At 48.0% G+C, this 19,255-nt stretch carries 14 protein-coding genes; 11 read left to right on the top strand and 3 right to left on the bottom strand.

All coding sequences use genetic code 11. From position 1 onward, the window contains the following. Window positions 1-77: 77 nt before the first annotated feature. From OB236_RS16380 to OB236_RS16370, 3 genes are all read right to left on the bottom strand, one after another. Window positions 78-1,283, bottom strand: coding sequence for a Glu/Leu/Phe/Val family dehydrogenase (locus OB236_RS16380; protein WP_262684996.1), 1,206 nt, complete (start codon window positions 1,281-1,283; stop codon window positions 78-80). Between the two features lie 59 nt (window positions 1,284-1,342). Next, window positions 1,343-2,692, bottom strand: coding sequence for a 4-aminobutyrate--2-oxoglutarate transaminase (gene gabT, locus OB236_RS16375; protein ID WP_262684947.1), 1,350 nt, complete (start codon window positions 2,690-2,692; stop codon window positions 1,343-1,345). Between the two features lie 270 nt (window positions 2,693-2,962). Next, on the bottom strand, window positions 2,963-4,570 hold the full coding sequence (locus tag OB236_RS16370) for a PucR family transcriptional regulator (RefSeq protein WP_262684946.1): 1,608 nt from the start codon (window positions 4,568-4,570) through the stop codon (window positions 2,963-2,965). A 447-nt stretch (window positions 4,571-5,017) separates the two neighbouring features. Between OB236_RS16370 and OB236_RS16365 the strand changes: the two genes are divergently transcribed. From OB236_RS16365 to OB236_RS16315, 11 genes are all read left to right on the top strand, one after another. Beyond that, entirely contained in the window at window positions 5,018-6,415 is a 1,398-nt protein-coding gene (locus OB236_RS16365; RefSeq protein ID WP_262684945.1) for a M20 family metallopeptidase, read from the top strand. Between the two features lie 38 nt (window positions 6,416-6,453). Then, on the top strand, window positions 6,454-7,737 hold the full coding sequence (locus tag OB236_RS16360) for an ArgE/DapE family deacylase (RefSeq protein WP_262684944.1): 1,284 nt from the start codon (window positions 6,454-6,456) through the stop codon (window positions 7,735-7,737). A 20-nt stretch (window positions 7,738-7,757) separates the two neighbouring features. After that, window positions 7,758-9,179 (top strand): aldehyde dehydrogenase family protein, encoded by a 1,422-nt coding sequence (locus OB236_RS16355; RefSeq protein WP_262684943.1) that lies wholly within the window; start codon window positions 7,758-7,760, stop codon window positions 9,177-9,179. Between the two features lie 21 nt (window positions 9,180-9,200). Then, the gene (locus tag OB236_RS16350) at window positions 9,201-10,181 is read left to right on the top strand and encodes an ABC transporter ATP-binding protein (protein ID WP_262684941.1); all 981 of its coding nucleotides are present in this window, start codon (window positions 9,201-9,203) and stop codon (window positions 10,179-10,181) included. Then, window positions 10,178-11,179 (top strand): ABC transporter ATP-binding protein, encoded by a 1,002-nt coding sequence (locus OB236_RS16345; protein ID WP_262684939.1) that lies wholly within the window; start codon window positions 10,178-10,180, stop codon window positions 11,177-11,179. Before OB236_RS16350 ends, OB236_RS16345 begins: the two co-directional genes overlap by 4 nt. Before the next feature lie 111 nt (window positions 11,180-11,290). Continuing rightward, entirely contained in the window at window positions 11,291-12,241 is a 951-nt protein-coding gene (locus OB236_RS16340) for an ABC transporter permease (protein WP_262684938.1), read from the top strand. Between the two features lie 113 nt (window positions 12,242-12,354). Further along, window positions 12,355-13,218 (top strand): oligopeptide ABC transporter permease, encoded by an 864-nt coding sequence (gene opp4C, locus OB236_RS16335; protein ID WP_262684995.1) that lies wholly within the window; start codon window positions 12,355-12,357, stop codon window positions 13,216-13,218. Between the two features lie 26 nt (window positions 13,219-13,244). Further along, window positions 13,245-14,894 carry an ABC transporter substrate-binding protein gene (locus OB236_RS16330; RefSeq protein ID WP_262684937.1) on the top strand — a complete coding sequence of 550 codons (1,650 nt, stop codon included), beginning with the start codon at window positions 13,245-13,247 and terminating at the stop codon, window positions 14,892-14,894. After that, window positions 14,894-16,294: an NAD-dependent malic enzyme gene (locus OB236_RS16325; RefSeq protein WP_262684936.1), complete on the top strand. Its 1,401-nt coding sequence runs from the start codon at window positions 14,894-14,896 to the stop codon at window positions 16,292-16,294. The genes OB236_RS16330 and OB236_RS16325 overlap by 1 nt, the downstream gene beginning before the upstream one ends. 617 nt (window positions 16,295-16,911) lie before the next feature. Beyond that, complete coding sequence (locus OB236_RS16320; protein ID WP_262684935.1) at window positions 16,912-18,090, top strand: ROK family transcriptional regulator; 1,179 nt, start codon at window positions 16,912-16,914, stop codon at window positions 18,088-18,090. A gap of 23 nt (window positions 18,091-18,113) precedes the next feature. Further along, entirely contained in the window at window positions 18,114-19,226 is a 1,113-nt protein-coding gene (locus tag OB236_RS16315) for an extracellular solute-binding protein (protein ID WP_262684934.1), read from the top strand. Window positions 19,227-19,255 lie beyond the last annotated feature (29 nt).

The raw sequence follows: 19,255 nt of genomic DNA, 5'->3' as shown, positions 1-19,255 counted from the left end.
GTTATTGTATCATTGGTGCTGGGCATAATCTACGGAAAAAGCTGGATCACTGCGCCGATTCTTATCGCGGAATACTTTTAAATCCATCCACGCCACTTAATAGCCTCTGTCAAACGATTTAAGCCTACCATATAAGCTGCCAATCTCATATCGATGTTTTTTTGTTGAGATGTTTGGTAGACGTTATGAAACGATTTGAGAATAATCTGTTCCAGCTTTGTATGAACCTCTTCTTCTGGCCAGTAGTAGCCCTGATTGTTTTGCACCCATTCAAAATAAGATACAATAACCCCACCGGAACTGGCTAATACATCTGGAACGAGTAAAATACCTCTCTCCGTTAAAATTTCCGTTGCCTTCAAGGTTGTAGGACCATTGGCTGCTTCTACTACGATTTTTGCTTGGATCAGGGACGCATTATCTTCTGTAATTTGATTTTCAATAGCGGCTGGCACGAGAATATCACATTCTTTGACCAATAATTCTTGATTGGAGATCGTATTGGAAAAAAGATTAGTAACCGTACCGAAAGAATCCCTTCTGTCCAGCAGATACTGAATATCTAATCCGGCACAATCATATAAAGCACCGTTGGCATCAGAGATTCCTACAATGTTAGCTCCAGCATCATGTAGAAATTTGGATAGGAAGCTGCCGGCATTCCCGAATCCCTGAATGATCACCTTCGCTCCTTTAAGGTCAATACCCGCAACTTTAGCGGACTCCTTAATGAACATCGTAACACCCATAGCTGTAGACGATTCTCTACCAGCTGAACCACCTAATACGATTGGTTTTCCAGTAATAAAGCCAGGGGAATCAAATTCACGAATGCGGCTGTACTCATCCGTCATCCATGCCATAATTTGCGAATTTGTAAAAACATCAGGGGCTGGAATATCTTTGGTTGGTCCTACAATTTGACTGATTGCACGAACATAACCCCGGCTTAATCGCTCCAGTTCTGGCAAGGATAATGAACGCGGATCACATTGAATACCACCTTTTCCACCACCAAAAGGGAGATCGGCGATTCCGCATTTTATACTCATCCATATAGCTAGCGCTTTCACTTCATCTTCAGCAACACTTGGATGAAAGCGAATACCACCTTTGGTAGGTCCAACGGCATCATTATGCTGAGCTCTATATCCGGTGAAAACTTGTACGGAACCATCATCCATTCTTACGGGGATACGAACAGTCAAGAAACGGAGAGGCTCCTTTAATAACTCGTAGAACGAATCCGAATATCCCATTTTTTGTAAAGCGACTTGAATCATCTGTTGAGTTCTTTCCAAGACATTCGTGTTTTCTAGCAATTCACTCAGAACCCCCAACGCTATATCAAATTTGCATACTGTTCTTCAATTAATTCGCCAATAATAGACAAGCCTTCTTCCAGTTGATCGTCCGTTATTACTAACGGAGTCAGAAACCGCACAACATTGCCGTGTATGCCAGCGCTTAGGATAATGACACCGGATTCGTAGCAGGCTTTGGTTAGCTGCGTCACGAATTCTTTTGCCGGCTGCTTGGTTTGTGGATGGATAAACTCAATTGCGCACATGGCACCCAGTCCGCGTACATCGGCGATCAGCGGTACTGATTTTTGCAGGGCTGCGAAGAAACTGAGAATCGTTTTGCCGATACGGGTAGATCTTCCGACGAGATCATCACGTTCCATGATTTCTAATACAGCCAATGCGGCAACACACCCAAGCGGACTGCCTCCATAAGTTCCTCCAATTTCACCGGGGTTTGGGGCATCCATCATTTCTGCTCTTCCCGTCACAGCACTTATCGGCAGTCCAGCAGCAATCGATTTGGACATCGTGATCAGATCGGGTTCAATTCCAAAATGAGTTGAAGCAAACATCTCTCCGGTACGACCAAATCCGGTTTGAATTTCATCTGCAATAAACAGAATGTTGTTTTTCTTACAAATCTCATAAATCCCTTGTACAAATTCTTTTGGAGGAACAATAAAACCACCTTCACCTTGTACAGGCTCCATGATGACCGCAGCTACTTCTTCGGCAGATACCTCGGTAAGAAGTAAATCCTCAAATAGTCGAACACAATAAAGGCCGTATTCTTTCGCTGACATGCCTTCAGGACAATTCAACGGATAAGGGTATTGGGCTTTATAAATGGCCGGAGCAAAGGGTCCCATTTGGAATTTGTATGGCTTGACTTTGCTGGTTAAAGACATTCCCAATAAGGTGCGTCCATGGAACCCGCGTGTGAATGAGATAATTCCAGTTTTCCCTGTATATTTTCGGGCAATTTTAATAGCATTCTCAACAGCTTCTGCTCCACTGTTTAAAAGAATCGTCTTCTTCGGAAAATTTCCTGGCGTAATTTGTGCAAGCTTCTCTGCTAGTGTTACATAGGGTTCATACATGGCCACGTGAAAACAAGTATGAATATATTGCTCAGCTTGCTGTTGTACAGCTTTGACAACCTCAGGCGGACAATGGCCTACGTTCAAAGTACCGATCGCACCTGCAAAATCGAGAAATACATGACCATCCACGTCATGCAGCAGAGCGCCTTGCGCCTTTTGAACAAAAATCGGGGTATTGTTTCCAATGCCTCTTGGCACAAATTGCTGTCTCTTTTCAAGTAACTCCTTGGATTTCACACCGGACTTTGATGAAACGGATACAAAATTACGTGTCTTGTTCATCGTCTTATCTCCTTTAATGATGATGTTTAAAAACAAAAATTTTCTATTAATATCAATGAATGGTTCGTAGTGGTTTGCTTGTATCGATTATAAGGTAAACTATATTTTGATATCTATTGCAATCAGTGATGAATATTTTTACTTATCTTATCCCTGAAGGATAAATCATTAGCCCAAGAGGATAAAAGAAAAATGAGTTGACACATCAAACAAACACCCACCTGCGTAAGCTTCCCAGGGCTACGAGGTGGGTGTTGTGTAAGGATGATTTTATAGAAAATGAACATCCTCCAGAGCTAAAATGCGAGCGGCAAGTTGAAGATTAAATTGTGTTTCCGTGTTGCCGAAGTCAAATCCTCCTATGGTAATAGCTCGATCCAATCGATATCGTAAAGTTTTTGGATGAATACGCAATTCTTCAGCCGTGTTTTTTAGATGAAAACCAGAGCGGGCTGCAGCCAGCATCGTTTTAATCAGGATATCGCCATTTTTAATACCCCGAAGTGGCCCGAACAACTTTTCGAAAAAAGAGGAGCGGGCTTCTTTGTCACCCATAAGGATACGAGCCACCAACAAATCTTCATAATAATGAAATTGGCCGAAAACGAGATGCGGCATGATGGAACACACTTCCTTATAGCTTTGCTGGACTTTCTCGAATCCACGGTAGGGACGGCTAACTGCCAACGAAACATCAGGTGCGTTAATAGTAGCCCACATCTCTCCTACAGGAAATTGGTCAGGCAGCAGAAAGAAAATTTGATTCTGCGTAAATGAAAGAACAGCAGGCGTTTGAAGCTCGTACAGTCTTCGTTTTAAATGTTCGGCAAGCTGTTCTCGTTTGAGAATTCCTTCCCTGGACATGGGAACCTGAGAATTTAATACGATCATCCCGACGGAGTACACGCCTTCGGAATTGAATCCTAATACTTCTGATCGTCGCAGCGCTTGGGGGGTTGGATTAAAATGGCCTTCCAGCAAAGAATCCAGAAACGAATAACCCATTTGTGCTTCCAGAGATGCAAGCGCTCTCTGTTGGGAAATATGTAAAGCCATGACAATGGACGCATACTGTACGGCGCGAATATCTAATTCTCCGATAGGAGATTCCCCCTCGACAATCCATAACAGTCCAACGAGTTCCCGCTTAATATGAATTGGGCATATAAGCCGTGCCGGTATGCTGTTTTCCGGGATAGCAGATACTCGCAAAGGCTGCGTGCTTGATCGTAGAGTCGTTAAATAACGCTTATCCTCTACTTGGGTATATAGTTCCTTTGGCAGCACTTCATGTTCAGCCGTTTGCATACTCACCTGGTTTCCCTCATCTGCATGCATATAATCAGCAAGTAAAGGACCATCCGTATGTTGGATAATAACGGTTCGGGCAATCAGCCTGCCCAAAGTTGATGTGATATCTTGAAGACTCGTTGCTTCGAGAGCCACTCGTAAAAGTTCATTATGTATATATACAGACTGCTCCTGAAATTTGTAATGCTGGGCCAGGATCGAATTGTGGATTTCTTCTGTTATCGTATTGAATGGAATTTCCCATGGAATCTCAATCAATGGAAAATTTAGCTCTGCTGCTGCGAGACACGCGGCAGTGGGGAATTGATCAAAAAAACGGGGTACAGCTAATCCTACACCAGTTAGTCCTTGCTTCGCCAATCCATAGATAAGATTACGTTGCTCCGCCTCTTCGCGCGGCCATGAATATCCGGTTGTAAGCAAAAAATCGCCTGACTGCACCCAGGGCAGCGGATCCGGCAGATCCACAATATGTACCCAGCGGATCGTACGATGAAGTCCCTGTGAACCGGCAACGACTCGGGCTTGTTGTAGTGAATGAAGCTGCAAAGCATCAAGCAATTCCACTATCGATCCCTCCTGCCCAAATGTGCTGCGGATTTAGCTCATGAAGATAATAAAAAATGTTCAGTTATCATTACTTTTTATGATAGCATACCGCATAAACGATTCATATACAGGGATTTGAGCGACAGAAATGACATGTTATTTAAATTCTAAACTTCAAGATGTGATGTGTAGTCCATTTTATGAAGCTAATTCCGATGTTCTTCCTAAGTCAACTTGGAAAACTTCCAATCATTTGTAGTCAAGGACAAATGCGTGGCGCCGGTTCGGATAGCCTTCATTTTTTATCTCTTCAGGATAAAAAAGAGGGCGAATTTCATCACCTTGTGCCATAGATTCCGTAGTAAGTAGCCTATACAATGGAATCAGGAACATTAGGGGCTCCGCTTGTTGTTAAATGGAATGATTCCAGGGGTTCGATTCAGGATAAGAGAGTGGGAGGGTGCGATGAGCCGAACAGAACGATTGGCGGAAATTATCGAGCAGAAGCGGGACTTATTCATCCGGATAAGTGATGAGATATGGGACTATGCGGAAACCCGTTATGAGGAGTTTAAGTCTGCGAAGCTGCTGTGTGATACGTTGGAAAATGAAGGGTTCCGTGTAGAGAAAGGAGCGGCAGGAATTGAAACCGCTTTCGTTGGGAGTTGGGGAAGCGGCAAGCCAGTCGTCGCTATACTTGGCGAATACGATGCCTTGTTCGGGCTGAGTCAGCATAAGGAAATTGCCAAGCAGTCACCTGTTGACTCAAAAATTAGTGGACACGGCTGCGGCCACAATCTGCTGGGCACTGGTGCGTTGGCTGCTGCCGTCGCTCTGCGCCAATACGCCGAGGAGAATCAACTTCCCGGGACGATTCGTTACTATGGCTGTCCGGCGGAAGAGCTGGGATCCGGCAAAACCTATATGGCCAGAGCGGGACTGTTCAACGATGTGGATTTCGCCTTGACGTGGCATCCCGCACCTTACCATGGCATCATGCCTTCGGATTCGCTGGCTAACTATCAGGTCTATTACAAATTCAAGGGCAGGAGCACACATGCTGCAGGAAGCCCTCATTTGGGCCGAAGCGCTTTGGATGCGGTGGAGCTGATGAACGTAGGATCGAATTATTTGAGAGAGCATATCATTCCCGAAGCGCGTGTCCACTACGCGGTATTGAACACGGGAGGAAATTCGCCGAACGTCGTCCAGGGGGAGGCCGAAGTGCTCTATATGATGAGAGCGCCCAAGATTCCGCAGGTTCAGGACATTTACGAGCGTGTCTCAAACATCGCCAGGGGTGCGGCGCTCATGACCGACACGAAGGTAGAAATTGTTTTCGGCAAGGCGTGTTCCAATCTCGTGCGAAACACAACTCTTGATATGGTTATGCATCGGATGTATACCGAGCTTGGCGTCCCTGGCTTCGATGAGCACGAACTGCAGGTGGCACGGGATTTTCGTGCTACGTTGACGGAAGCAGATAAACAAATGAAACAATACCCGGAGCTAAGCAATAAAGAACTTGCTGACGTCCTGCTGCCTTACCGGCCAACCGCAACAATGTCTGCCTCCACCGATGTAGGTGATGTCAGCTGGATAACGCCGACGACGGAATGCTACTGTGCCTGTACAGCACTTGGTACCCCGTTCCATAGCTGGCAGATGGTCGCGCAGGGAACGACTTCGTTTGCCCACAAAGGCATGCTGCACGCAGGAAAGGTGATTGCCGCAACAGCAGTGGAGCTCATGCAGAATCCGGAGTTGCTCGCAAAGGCCAAAGATGAATTAAAAGAAAGACTGGATGGGGATGTGTACGTTTGTCCAATACCGCAAGACGTTCAACCGGCTGTCCAGAGATAACGGCAAGCAGCGAGTGCTATGAAAAGGAGCGAATTCATTTGAATCATACAGATCAGGTATTTAAGGCGGTAGATCAGCTCTGGGAGGAACAGATCGGCTTTTTGCAGCAGTTGGGCCGATATAAGAGCACGCTTCATAATGAGGGGCCCATTCAACGTTTTTTGGCTGATACGTTCCGCGATATGCAGTTAGAAACAGATTGTTTCATACCGGATTTGAAAATGATGGCTTCGCATAAGGAATTTTCCCCGGTTGAGTGGACCTATGACAATCGTCCAGTCGTTGTTGCCAAATGGGTCTCGAATGGGCCGAAGCGAGGCAAAAGCCTTATTGTGCAAGGGCATGTCGATGTGGTCAGCCCTGAGCCGGTAAGGCTCTGGAATTACGATCCTTGGGGAGCGACGATCGAAGGTGATCGCATGTACGGTCGGGGCATCATGGATATGAAAGCGGGCGTATCCGCGATGATCTATGCCGTAAAGGCGATTCAGGCGTCCGGTATCGAGCTATCCGCCGATCTGCTGATCGAGACTGTTCTTGAGGAAGAGTGTACGGGTAACGGGGCTTTGGCGACTTTAGTCAAAGGGTATGTGGCTGATGGAGCGCTTATTCCCGAGCCATCCGGACATGGCGTCTCATTGTCGCAAGTCGGGGTCATTTGGTTTCGAGTACGGATAACAGGTGCTGGAGCTCATGTGAGCGGCAAGGCCAAGTCGATCAATGCGATCGAGAAGGCATACGTGCTTATTCAGGCGTTAGGCCGTTACAGTGACAAGATCAACAATGCGCCCAAGCATCCGGAATTTGGGCATGTGAACCATCCGCTTAATGTCAATATCGGGGTTATCAAGGGTGGCGATTGGCCGTCGACAGTGCCGGCCGACTGTTATTTTGAGGTAAGAGCAGGGCTGTATCCCGGGCAGGACCCGCAGGATGTGAAGGACGATGTGTTGGCCTGGCTGCTGGAAGCGGCGTCACAGGATGAATGGCTGCGTGAGGTTCCGCCCGAGATTACGTTTTTCGGCTTCCATGCAAACGGTGTCGTGATTGATCCGAAGGAGGAGCTATTCAGCGTACTGGAGAGCGCTCATGGCAAAGTACTGGACGAACCGATGCAATACCGCTCCGGCCTTACGGCACTCACGGATATCCGGCATTACAATCTGTACTATAATATACCGGCAACGTGTTATGGTCCTCGAGGTGGCAACATTCATTCGGCCGACGAGTGGGTTGATTTACCGAGTCTCAAGGCGTGTACGAAGGTATATGCGGCGTTTATCCTGGAATGGTGCGGGGTACGGGACGTCAGCGTTGAATAAGGATTGGGGGGAAAGCTCAGATGAGAAAAGAATTATTTATTGACGGCAGCTGGATCCAGGCAGTCGATTATTACCCGCTTTACTCGCCTTATTCCGGAGAGCAAATAGCGGACATTGCGGCCGCATCAACGGACCAGGTGGACGAGGCGATCGATGCCGCCAGCCGTGCTGCTGCCGTGATGAGGGCCATGCCAGCACACCAGCGGGCAGCTATTCTGGAAAAGCTGGCGCAGCTCCTGGAGCAGCGGCTGGATGAAGCAGCCGGGCTCATCGCGTTGGAAGCGGCTAAGCCGATCACGACCGCGAAGGTCGAGGTTGTACGCACAATTCAGACGTATAAATTCGCGGCGGAGGAGGCGAAGCGTATACACGGCGAAACGTTGTCCTTGGACGCGGCGCCCGGCGGCGAAGGCAGAGTAGCCTATACTGTTCGGGAGCCGATCGGCGTAATCGGAGCCATTACCCCGTTCAATTTCCCGATGAATCTGGTTGCTCATAAGGTAGGACCCGCCATTGCTTCCGGAAATACGATCGTCTTGAAGCCAGCAGGCCAAACACCGCTGACGGCACTGCTCATCGCCGAGCTGTTGAAGGAAGCGGGCTTGCCAGACGGTGCACTGAACGTGGTAACCGGTAGCGGCCGGATCGTCGGAGACCGGATTGTGACGGACGATCGTGTCAAGATGGTCACATTCACTGGAAGCCCGGTGGTCGGCATTGGTATTCGCAACAAGGCGGGGCTCAAGCGCGTGACGCTGGAGCTTGGTGCGAACTCGGCGGTGATCGTCGACAGAGACACGAATATCGATAAAATCGTTGCACGCAGCGTCCCCGGGGCTTTTTCCTTTCAGGGACAAGTATGTATTTCCTTGCAAAGGGTGTACGCTCATGAAGCGATATACGATGAATTTGTTGCCAAATTCGTTGAAGCGACGGGTAAGCTGCGTATAGGGGATCCACTCGATCCGGCTACTGACGTTTCCGCACTGATCTCGACTGGCGATGTGCAGCGCACGCTGGACTGGATCGGTGAAGCGAAGAGGCATGGGGCAACAATTGCCGCAGGTGGAACTGCGGTTGGGAATGTGCTGCTGCCGACCGTTATTTTGGAAGCTGACGCCAGCTTGAAGGTTTCCTGCCAGGAGGTATTCGCACCCATTGTCATTATCCAGCGGGTCCGTTCGGTGGATGAAGCCATTGGGCTGGTTAACGATTCGAGGTTCGGTTTGCAAGCAGGCATTTACACGGACAATATTCATACCGCTTTGACTGCGGCTGAGAAGCTTCATGTCGGTGGAGTGATGATTAATGATATTCCGACGTTCCGCGTCGATCATATGCCTTACGGCGGCGTCAAGGAAAGCGGCTTCGGACGCGAAGGGCTTAAATATGCGGTTGAGGAAATGACAGAACTGAAGCTGGTCGTGTTTAACAGGAACTAAACAAGAATTGTGGTGATAGACGTGAACAGTTTGTTGGCAATAACGAATCTGCAGGTCGCCTTCCGCACGGATCGGGAAGAGGTTGTTCCCGTCGATGACATCAGCTTTTCCTTGAATCCGGGAGAAACGCTCGGCATTGTTGGCGAGTCCGGCTGCGGCAAAAGCGTTACTTCGCTTTCGATCATGCGCCTGCTTGGAGGAAACGGCCGGATCACAAAAGGAAATATTCAGTTTAACGGCACCGATCTTGTCGGGCTGAGCGAGGATCGCCTTCGCGGTATACGCGGCAACGACATCTCGATGATTTTTCAGGAGCCGATGACTTCCTTGAATCCGGTCTTTACCATAGGCAACCAGATGATCGAAGGCATCAAGCTTCATTTGCGGCTTTCTAATAAGGAAGCGTGGGTACACGCCTCGGAAATGCTGAAGAAGGTGGGTATTCCGCGTGTGTCGGACATTATGGACGAATACCCGCACGCGTTATCTGGCGGCATGCGGCAGCGGGTTATGATCGCAATGGCTCTGGCCTGCAAGCCGATTCTATTGATCGCCGATGAGCCGACGACCGCCCTGGACGTGACGATTCAGGCACAAATCCTCGAGCTTATGAAGAAGCTGCGGGAAGATTTGGGTACTGCGATTATGCTGATTACCCACGATTTGGGCATCATTGCAGAAATGGCAGACAAAGTTATCGTCATGTATGCCGGGCAAATCGTCGAGGAAGCCGACGTGTTCAAGCTGTTTGATGCTCCCATGCATCCTTATACGCAAGGCTTGATGAAGTCGATTCCGCGTCTCGAATACGATGCGGAAGAACGACTGGCTTCGATACCGGGAACCGTTCCAATGCTGCATCGCATGCCCAAGGGCTGCCGTTTTTATTCCCGCTGCTCCCATGCGACCGAACGCTGCTTGCTAGAGCAGCCTCCGTTGCTCCCGGTTGGCCCTGGGCATTCGGCACGATGCTGGCTGATTGAGGAGGGAGGTAGTATATGAGCGTGAGGCAATGGGAAATTCCCGTTACACAGCTGGATCCCTTATTGAGGGTAGAACGACTTAAAACCTACTACCCAATCAAGAAAGGTATCATCTCCAAAACGGTCGGCTACGTCAAAGCTGTGGACGATATCAGCTTTGACATTTTTCCGGGGGAAACGCTGGGACTCGTTGGCGAGTCTGGCTGCGGCAAATCCACGATCGGGAAAACGCTCGTCAGGCTGGAGACGCCGACAGCGGGCCGGATTTATTTTCAGGATCGCGATATTACCGATTACTCGAATCGGGAGATGAAGAAGGTCCGCTCCGATCTGCAAATTATTTTCCAGGATCCCTATTCGTCGTTGAACCCGAGGAAGCAGATCAAAGATATTTTGGCAGAGCCGTTGAATGCGCACCGGATCGTAGCTGGCCGTGAGGTCCAGAACAGGGTGGATCATCTGCTCGAAATGGTACGTCTGCCAAAATCGTATAAAAACCGCTACCCGCACGAGTTTTCCGGCGGGCAGCGGCAGCGCATTGGCATTGCCCGTGCATTGTCGCTTAACCCGAAGCTGATCATCTGTGACGAACCCGTTTCCGCTCTGGACGTTTCGATTCAGGCACAAATATTGAACCTGTTGAAAGATTTGCAGGAGGAACTGCAGCTTACGTACTTGTTTATCGGTCACGGGCTGGGAGCCGTCCGTTATATAAGCGACCGGATTGCGGTCATGTATTTAGGTAAAATTGTGGAGATTGCCAGAACTGAGGATATATTCCGCAATCCGCAGCATCCGTATACACGAGCGCTTCTGAGTGCATACCCCGTACCGAACCCGCATTTGCGGTCGAAGGAGCGGATCGTCATCCAAGGGGATGTCCCGAGTCCGGCCAATCCGCCGAGCGGGTGCCGTTTTCATACGCGCTGCCCTTTGGCCAAATCGATATGCCGCGAGCAGGAGCCACTCCTGAAGGGGAATGATCATGCGGTAGCCTGCTTTGAGGTCGACTCGTAAGCAAACGATTATTGGTTTCGTAAAGGCGTACACAGTGCGAAGAGAGCGTTTACACGACTAGTAAGTGTACTGTTGTTGACAAGCTTATGCTTATGGAAGGAAGGTGATTGCGTGTTTTCCTATATCGTTCGTCGGCTGCTCATCGCCATTCCTGTGCTGCTTGGCGTTACCGTCCTGAATTTCATCATTATGAACATGGCGCCCGGCAATCCGGTGGAAATGATGATTGACCCGAATACGTCTGCCGCGGAGATCGAAGCGAAGAAAGAATTGCTCGGGTTGAACGCTCCGTTATACGTGCAGTATTATCACTGGATTGAAAATGTGCTCCAAGGCAATTTAGGTTTTTCTCTTACTACGTTTCAGCCTGTCAGCCAACTGATTGCTGAAAGAATCGGACCGACGGTATTGCTGATGGGCGCGTCTTTGCTGCTCGGCATTGTGATCGCCATTCCGCTCGGCATTCTTAGCGCAACGCGGCAGTATTCCAAGCTGGACTACTTTGCCACAGGAGGTTCGTTTCTCGGCATCTCTGTACCGCACTTTTTTCTCGGTCTGGGTCTCATATACGTTTTTGCACTGGAATTGAAATGGCTGCCTTCCGGCGGTATGAAGACACTTGGCGGAGACGGCGGGTTCGGTGATCGATTTGTGCATCTCATCCTACCTATGCTCGTGCTTGGCATCGGGATTGCGGGCAAAAAGCTGCGATATGTACGAGCAAGCATGCTGGAAATTTTGGGACAGGATTATTTGCGGACAGCGCGGGCCAAAGGGCTGCGGGAATTTGTCGTCATCAACAAGCACGCCCTGCGCAACGCTTTGATCCCGATTATTACCGTCATTGGTTTTGAAATTCCGGTACTTCTGGGTGGAGCTGTTGTCACCGAACAAATTTTTTCATGGCCGGGTATCGGTCAACTGACGATGTCGTCGATCATGTCGCGCGATTATCCGACGTTGATGGGTCTCAATTTGCTGGCCGCGTTCATGGTTTTGGCGGCCAACCTGCTCACGGATGTCGCTTATTCCGTTGCCGATCCACGAATTAAATACAAATAGAGAGGGGGATTCCTGTGTCGGCAACAGAGCTCGATGTGCACGGCGGGCGGATAGCTGGGAGCAAGCTGTATAGAAATCCGGATCGAGATCCAGATCGCAATCCAGAAGAGGAAGTGGAGTATCCTGCCTTTGAGGAAAGCTATTTGCGATCGGTTGTGCAACGATTCCTGAAACACAAGCTTGCTGTCACCGGCCTGGTTATTATCGTTATCATGGCGTTGTTGGCGATTTTTGCACCGATTATCGCGCCAATGGATCCTAATAAAGTGACGAGTTCCTTTGAGGCTGCACCTTCCTCCGAATATTGGCTCGGTACGGATCAGATCGGTAGAGACGTGCTTAGCCGGTTGATCTATGCCACGAGAGTATCGCTCATGGTCGGGGCTGGCTCAGTTGTGATAGGCATCTCCATCGGTACGATCATGGGATTGCTGTCCGGCTACTTCGGAGGTTGGGTTGACATGCTGATCATGCGGGTAACCGACGTCTTTATGTCCTTTCCCCAGTTGATGCTTATTCTTGTCGTCGTCAGTGTGGTAGGACCTGGACTGATGAATGTCATTCTGGTGCTGGGTTTTCTTGGTTGGACCGGCTCTGCCCGACTGGTTCGCGGCAACACGTTGTCCTTGAAGCAGATGGATTACGTGAAAGCTGGCGTTGCGCTCGGCCTCAGCACACCGCGGATATTGTTTGTGCACATATTACCGAACACGATCGCCCCGATTTTAGTCAATGCCACCTTCTGGATTGCCGGGGCTATTACGACGGAAGCAGCGTTAAGCTTTCTCGGCCTGGGCGTGCGTCCGCCAACTGCGAGCTGGGGGAACATGCTAACCGAGGCGCAGTCGCTCACAGTGTTAACGTCGCAACCATGGTTATGGATACCTGCGGGGCTTATGATCGTCATCGCCGTACTGGCGGTTAACTTTATCGGAGATGGATTACGCGACGCGGTGGATCCGAAAAGTTTGAAGTAGTTTTATAATAACGGGAGGAATTGAATATGAGAGCAGGATTGAAAAAAGCTTTGGTTTTCGCGAGTCTCATTGCACTATTCGTAGTATCAGCTTGCAGCGGATCAACGAAAACAGTATCGAACCCCACATCCGGGGACAATAAGCCGACAGAAACTGCCAAGCCGTCAACTGGCAAAAAAACGGTCAGCATCGGCCTTTCCAACGCACCGGGAGCGTTTAATCCGATCAATGCAACAGACAGCACGGCGGGGGTCCTCGTATCGGTATTGTTCGATCCGCTCATGTCGCTGGACGAAGCAACGCTCAAATTTTTGCCCAAGCTGGCGGACAGCATTGAGACGAAAGACAACCTGACGTATACGGTCAAATTGAACCCTAAGGCGAAATGGACGGATGGCAATCCGGTTACGGCGGATGACGTTATTTTTACGATCCAGTTGATTGGTAATCCGAAAGTAACCGCAAAGGCGACTTCCTCTTACGCTCTTTTGGAAGGCTTTGATGCGAAGGGTCAGCTGCCTGCTGGTGGAGGGGAGATTCCCGGCGTCAAAAAAATTGATGACTACACGATCCAATATAAGATGGTCGCACCAACTGATGAGAATTTGTTCAAATCAAGATTTGCTACTATCAACACTTTACCCAAGCATATTTTCAAAGATGTAGATCCAGAGAAATTGAACCAGCATCCATTTATGCAAAAGCCGAACGTCACGAACGGGTCATTTAAATTCGTAACTAATGAGAAGGACCAGTATGTAGAATTTGAAGCTAATAAAGACTATTTCCGTGGCGCACCGAAACTGGATAAAGTATTTTTCAAATTTATGCCTTCAGCCAACATTGTCGCGCAGCTGCAGAGTGGTGAAATCGACATGAACTATCCGGGACTGGGAACCATAGCCGTACAGGATTTTGAGAAGGTGAAGAGTATGCCGAACATCAAGACGATCTCAGGTAAACCACTCAACTATCAAATGATGTATTATAACATGCAAACGATTCCCAACGCGAAGGTCAGGCAGGCAATTGCCTATGCCATGGATCGTAAAACGATTGTAGACAGTCTGTTGAAACGTGAAGGGGAAATTATGGACGTCCCTTATACTTCCATTCATCCTAATTATAAAAAAGATTTGAAGCCTTACCCGTACGACCCGGCTAAAGCAAAGGCACTGCTGCAGGATGGTGGTTGGGATTTCAACAAAACGCTTAATTTTGTAGTACCAACCGGAAATAAGTCACGGGAGCAATCAGCCGATATTATCGTGGAAAACCTGAAAGCAGTTGGTGTCAAAGCGACTATCCAAAAGGTTGATCTGGCGACTGTTCTGCAATTGGGCAAAAAGCATGAATTCGATCTATTGCTATTGGGTTTGACATTCAGTATTGATCCGGATTTGAGTATGTACTTGCAAACGAACAATACGTCTTATAATTATTCAGGCTATAGCAGCAAGGAAATGGACGATCTGCTGATCAAAGGATTGAAGGAAATGGATCCAGCCAAACGCACAGCTATTTACAACGATATTCAGGATATCATCGTACGCGACTTACCGCAGATTTCCCTGTACGCGGATTATCGTCTAGGAGCTGTTAACAAAAGGGTCAAGGTCGGAGTGACCAAGGATTTGAATATGTTGGCTGACCTTAACCAGTGGGATGTAGATTAATGAATACGAGTATTGTGATGCGTGTCGAGTTTAATAAGCAAAAGGGTTTGTTCGCTGAAATTGCCGGGGAAATCGGTCAGGTGGGCGGAGACATCGTGGCGATGGATGTCATCCGGGCAGGCAAGGAAACGACGATCCGTGATATTACGGTGAGCATCCACGAAGCTTCAGTCTTACAAATTACGGAGGCAGTTAAAGGGCTTCAGGGTGTTAAGCTCATTAACGTTTCCGATTCCACGTTCCTTGCCCATTTGGGCGGGAAAATCGAAATTCAGCCGAAAATGCCGGTGAAAAACCGCGACGATCTGTCCAAAGTATACACGCCCGGCGTAGCGCGCGTATGCATGGCGATTCGTGATAATCCATCCAGCGTCTATGCGTTAACGATCAAACGGAATACGGTAGCTGTTGTAACGGACGGGACTGCTGTGTTGGGCCTGGGAGATATAGGTCCTGAAGCTGCACTGCCGGTTATGGAAGGCAAAGCTATGTTGTTCAAGCAGATGGCTGGGGTCGACGCCTTTCCGATTTGTCTGGCGACTCAGGATACCGAAGAAATTATTCGTACCGTCAAGCTGCTTGCACCTGGGTTTGGTGGTATCAATCTGGAGGATATTTCATCTCCACGCTGCTTCGAGATTGAAAAACGGCTGAAGCAGGAAATGGATATACCCGTGTTTCATGATGATCAGCATGGGACGGCCGTTGTGCTTATGGCTGGTCTGTTCAACGCTTTGAAAATCGTTGGCAAGTTGACATCCGATATTCGTGTGGTGGTGACCGGAATCGGCGCAGCGGGTGTCTCCATCGTGAAAATGCTGCTGGTCGCAGGTGTTACCGACATCATAGCAGTGGACCGGGAAGGTGCGTTGTGCCGCACACAGACCTATGGCAATCCCATGTGGACATGGGTAGCGCAGCAGACGAATCCCGACTTACGTGAAGGCGCTTTGTCGGATGTCATCGGAGGCGCTGACGTATTTATCGGTGTTTCGCGTAAAGGCGTGCTGAAGGTGGAGGACATACGGCATATGGCGGAGGAACCGATTGTGTTCGCGATGGCCAATCCCGAGCCGGAAATCGACCCGGAGCTTGCAGAGCCTTACGTGCGGGTATTAGCCACCGGTCGCAGTGATTACCCGAACCAGATCAATAATGTCTTGTGTTTTCCCGGTATTTTCCGGGGGGCACTGGATTGTCGGGCGCGGACGATCAATGAGGAAATGAAGCTCGCCGCAGCGTACGCGATTGCTTCGGTAGTGGGCGATGATGAGAGAAACGAGCAGTACATTATTCCGAGTGTATTTAACGACAAGGTTGTTCCCGCTGTCCGCAAGGCGGTCGTGGAGGCGGCTATAGCAACGAGCGTAGCAAGGCGTATCCCACCGGAATATCGTTAATGTAAAAGAAGGCCTGAATCGTGATGTGATTCAGGCCTTTTTCTTGTACCCAGCATGGACGTCAGCTCTAGGACTCGAGTTTATCTGTGGATGTTAAGAAACGCCTTGTACTTGAACAACTGAGTCTATATCGGAAGCAACAATCGATTATATCAACCATGCTGTATCCGAGCTAAATAAAGTCCTGTCAGGAAGTTCTCTTATGCATCGGTGTGGAATTTTGCGTAAATAGATATATTAGCTTGGAACCGAATAGCAGGATGCTGATTGCCTTCAGTGTCTTGCTTTTCCCTATGCAATATTGGTGATGCATTGTGAAAGTGAGAGCGTAACTCAGTGATAAAAACAAAAGCTATCATAATACAGTATCACAAACATAACGCGAATATAACACGAAAAAAGAGGGAATATATCTCAAAACTTCACATGATACTATCGTTTTATTCGTTTTATAATTATAAATCTCCTTATTTTAACTTATTTATGTTAAATAAAATAACATAAATATAACGTAAAATATACTAAAAACCTATTGACAAAATGTAACCGTTCACATTATAATCCAGTTAAGATACTTTGTTAATCATTTTAACTAATTAAGGAGGTGAACTATTCAATTGATTGGTCGCGGTCAAACGGGTAACACCAAGTTGGTTAAACAAATCAATCGCGAAGGCATACTTCATCAGTTAAAAGAAGGAACACGGATGTCGCGGGCTGATTTAGCCAAGCTGACGGAGTTAAGTCGACCTTGTGTTTCTGCATTGGTTGATGAAATGATTCAAGAAAAATTAATTCGTGAAGTTGGGGTCGGGGAGTCTAAAGGCGGCAGGAAGCCAATTTTGTTGGAATACAATTTCCAGGCTTACGGTGTAGTAGGTGCTGTATTTGAAGGAAGTATCCTCCATTTAGCGATTGCCGATTTAAAAGGGGAATTGTTATTTCAATACACAGCACGCTTATCTCAACCCAAGGATGGGGAAGGAGCCATTCAAAGTGTTGAGAGAGGACTTGCGACCGTACTGGCCCAAAGTGGATTTGATAAAAGCAGGCTGCTGGGTATCGGTTTGGGTTTGCCGGGGATTACAAAGCGTAGAGAAGGCACGGTTAGCTATTCACCAAGCACAGGGTGGATGGGCTTGCCTGTACAGAAGGAAATCGAAGATAGGCTGGGTTTGCCCGTTATTATAGATAACGATGTTAACTTAATGACCATGGGCGAGTTCCATAAAGGTGTAGGTAAAGGTGCTTCCGATCTGGTTTATATGTATGTGGGTACGGGTATCGGTGCCGGAATCGTCATTGATGGACAATTATTTCGAGGTACCCGAGAAGCAAGCGGGGAAATTGGCTTTATGCTAATTGGTCCTGTTGGCAATCGGTGTCATGAGGAGTATGGGGTATTTGAGAACAACTATTCAGTACCTGCTATTCATGAGAAGGCCAGAACCATTCTCCCATCTATTGAAGAAGGCACAAGTATTATCAAGCAGATTGTGGATAAAGCGAATACGGGAGTCGTTGAGGCGGGGTTGCTTCTAGATGACATTTATAAACATTGGGCCTATGGAATTGCCAATATAGCAAGTGTGATGGATCCGGAACTATTGATACTTAGTGGGGAAATGATACATATCGGTGAAAATGGCGTACAGAGGATTCAACAAATGTTAACCGATTGGGTGCCTTATGTTCCACGGCTTGAACTAGCTTCTTTAGGCGATCAAGCCGGGATCATAGGGGCGATCCACAGTGTATTGGAAGCTTTCCCATCCACACTTAAATCCAGAGGGTAAAATTAAAGAGGAGGAATTAAAACATGAAGAAATCTACAAAAAAAAGCTCGACATGGTTGACAGGACTGGTACTTAGCATCTCGATGCTGGCGGTATCAGCTTGTAGTACGACAGCACCAGCCAGTACGACGAAACCGGCAGATCCGGTTAAGCCGGCGGCAGAAGCACCAAAACCTGCACAGAAGCAAAAGCTTGTCATTTATACGGCCAGAGATAAGAATGTGGTTGATGAAATTATGCCTAAATTTAAGGAAAAGAACCCGGAAGTTGAAGTAGAGGTTCTAACGATGGGGGCCCAGCAGGTATTGGAGCGTGTACGTGGGGAAAAAGCGAACCCGCAAGCCGATTTTTGGTGGGGTGGTACGCAATCAGGACTTATGACAGCAGCGAATGAAGGTCTTTTGGAATCAGTAAAACCAAGCTTTGCCGATAAAGTACCTGCTTTGTACAAAGATGCGCAGGACCGTTGGTATGGTGAAATGCTGCTGCCGGAAGTTATCATGTACAATTCCAAAGCGTTGAAAAAGGAAGATGCGCCTAAGGATTGGGATGATTTATTGGATGCGAAATATAAAAATAAAATCATTATCCGCGGTGTATTGGCTTCCGGTACGATGAGAACGATCTATTCCGCGATGATTTACCGTCAAGACGCTGCAGATCCGAAAAAAGGCTACGATTGGCTGAAGAAGCTTGATGCCAACACGAAGGAGTACGCGCAAGATCCAACGAACCTGTATCTGAAGTTAGCTCGTGAAGAAGGTACATTATCCCTATGGAATTTACAGGATATCATGATTCAGAAAGAACTGCAGAAACAACCATTTGACTTTATTTATCCAACAAGCGGTGCCCCTATTCTGGTAGATGGCGTAGGTGTAGTCAAAGGCGCGAAGAACATGGATGCTGCCAAAAAGTTTTATGAATTCCTCTTTGATTCCAAGCTGAGAGTGGAATTAGCGGAGAAATTGTATCAAATTCCAACCCGTACGGATATTAGCAAAGATTCTCTTCCTGCTTGGTTGAAAGGAATCGAATTGAAGCCACTGACACTGGATTGGACTGTAATGGCGAATAAAGAAAAAGATTGGATGCAGTACTGGGATGAAAGCATCAAAGGAAAAGGCTTGAAATAATTTCATCCGGGCGGAGGTGCTTCTCCGTC

The sequence above is a fragment of the Paenibacillus baimaensis genome, assembly GCF_025567575.1.
Note: the sequence above shows the minus strand (reverse complement) of the source record. Positions and strands in the feature narration are given on the sequence as shown.

What these genes read in the sequence shown, in the direction of transcription:
- gabT (WP_262684947.1), bottom strand. Translation starts at nt 2,692, where the DNA reads ATGAACAAGACACGTAATTTTGTATCCGTTTCATCAAAGTCCGGTGTG.
- OB236_RS16315 (WP_262684934.1), top strand. Translation starts at nt 18,114, where the DNA reads ATGAAGAAATCTACAAAAAAAAGCTCGACATGGTTGACAGGACTGGTA.
- OB236_RS16365 (WP_262684945.1), top strand. Translation starts at nt 5,018, where the DNA reads ATGAGCCGAACAGAACGATTGGCGGAAATTATCGAGCAGAAGCGGGAC.
- OB236_RS16325 (WP_262684936.1), top strand. Translation starts at nt 14,894, where the DNA reads ATGAATACGAGTATTGTGATGCGTGTCGAGTTTAATAAGCAAAAGGGT.
- OB236_RS16380 (WP_262684996.1), bottom strand. Translation starts at nt 1,283, where the DNA reads ATGATTCAAGTCGCTTTACAAAAAATGGGATATTCGGATTCGTTCTAC.
- OB236_RS16345 (WP_262684939.1), top strand. Translation starts at nt 10,178, where the DNA reads ATGAGCGTGAGGCAATGGGAAATTCCCGTTACACAGCTGGATCCCTTA.
- OB236_RS16355 (WP_262684943.1), top strand. Translation starts at nt 7,758, where the DNA reads ATGAGAAAAGAATTATTTATTGACGGCAGCTGGATCCAGGCAGTCGAT.
- OB236_RS16330 (WP_262684937.1), top strand. Translation starts at nt 13,245, where the DNA reads ATGAGAGCAGGATTGAAAAAAGCTTTGGTTTTCGCGAGTCTCATTGCA.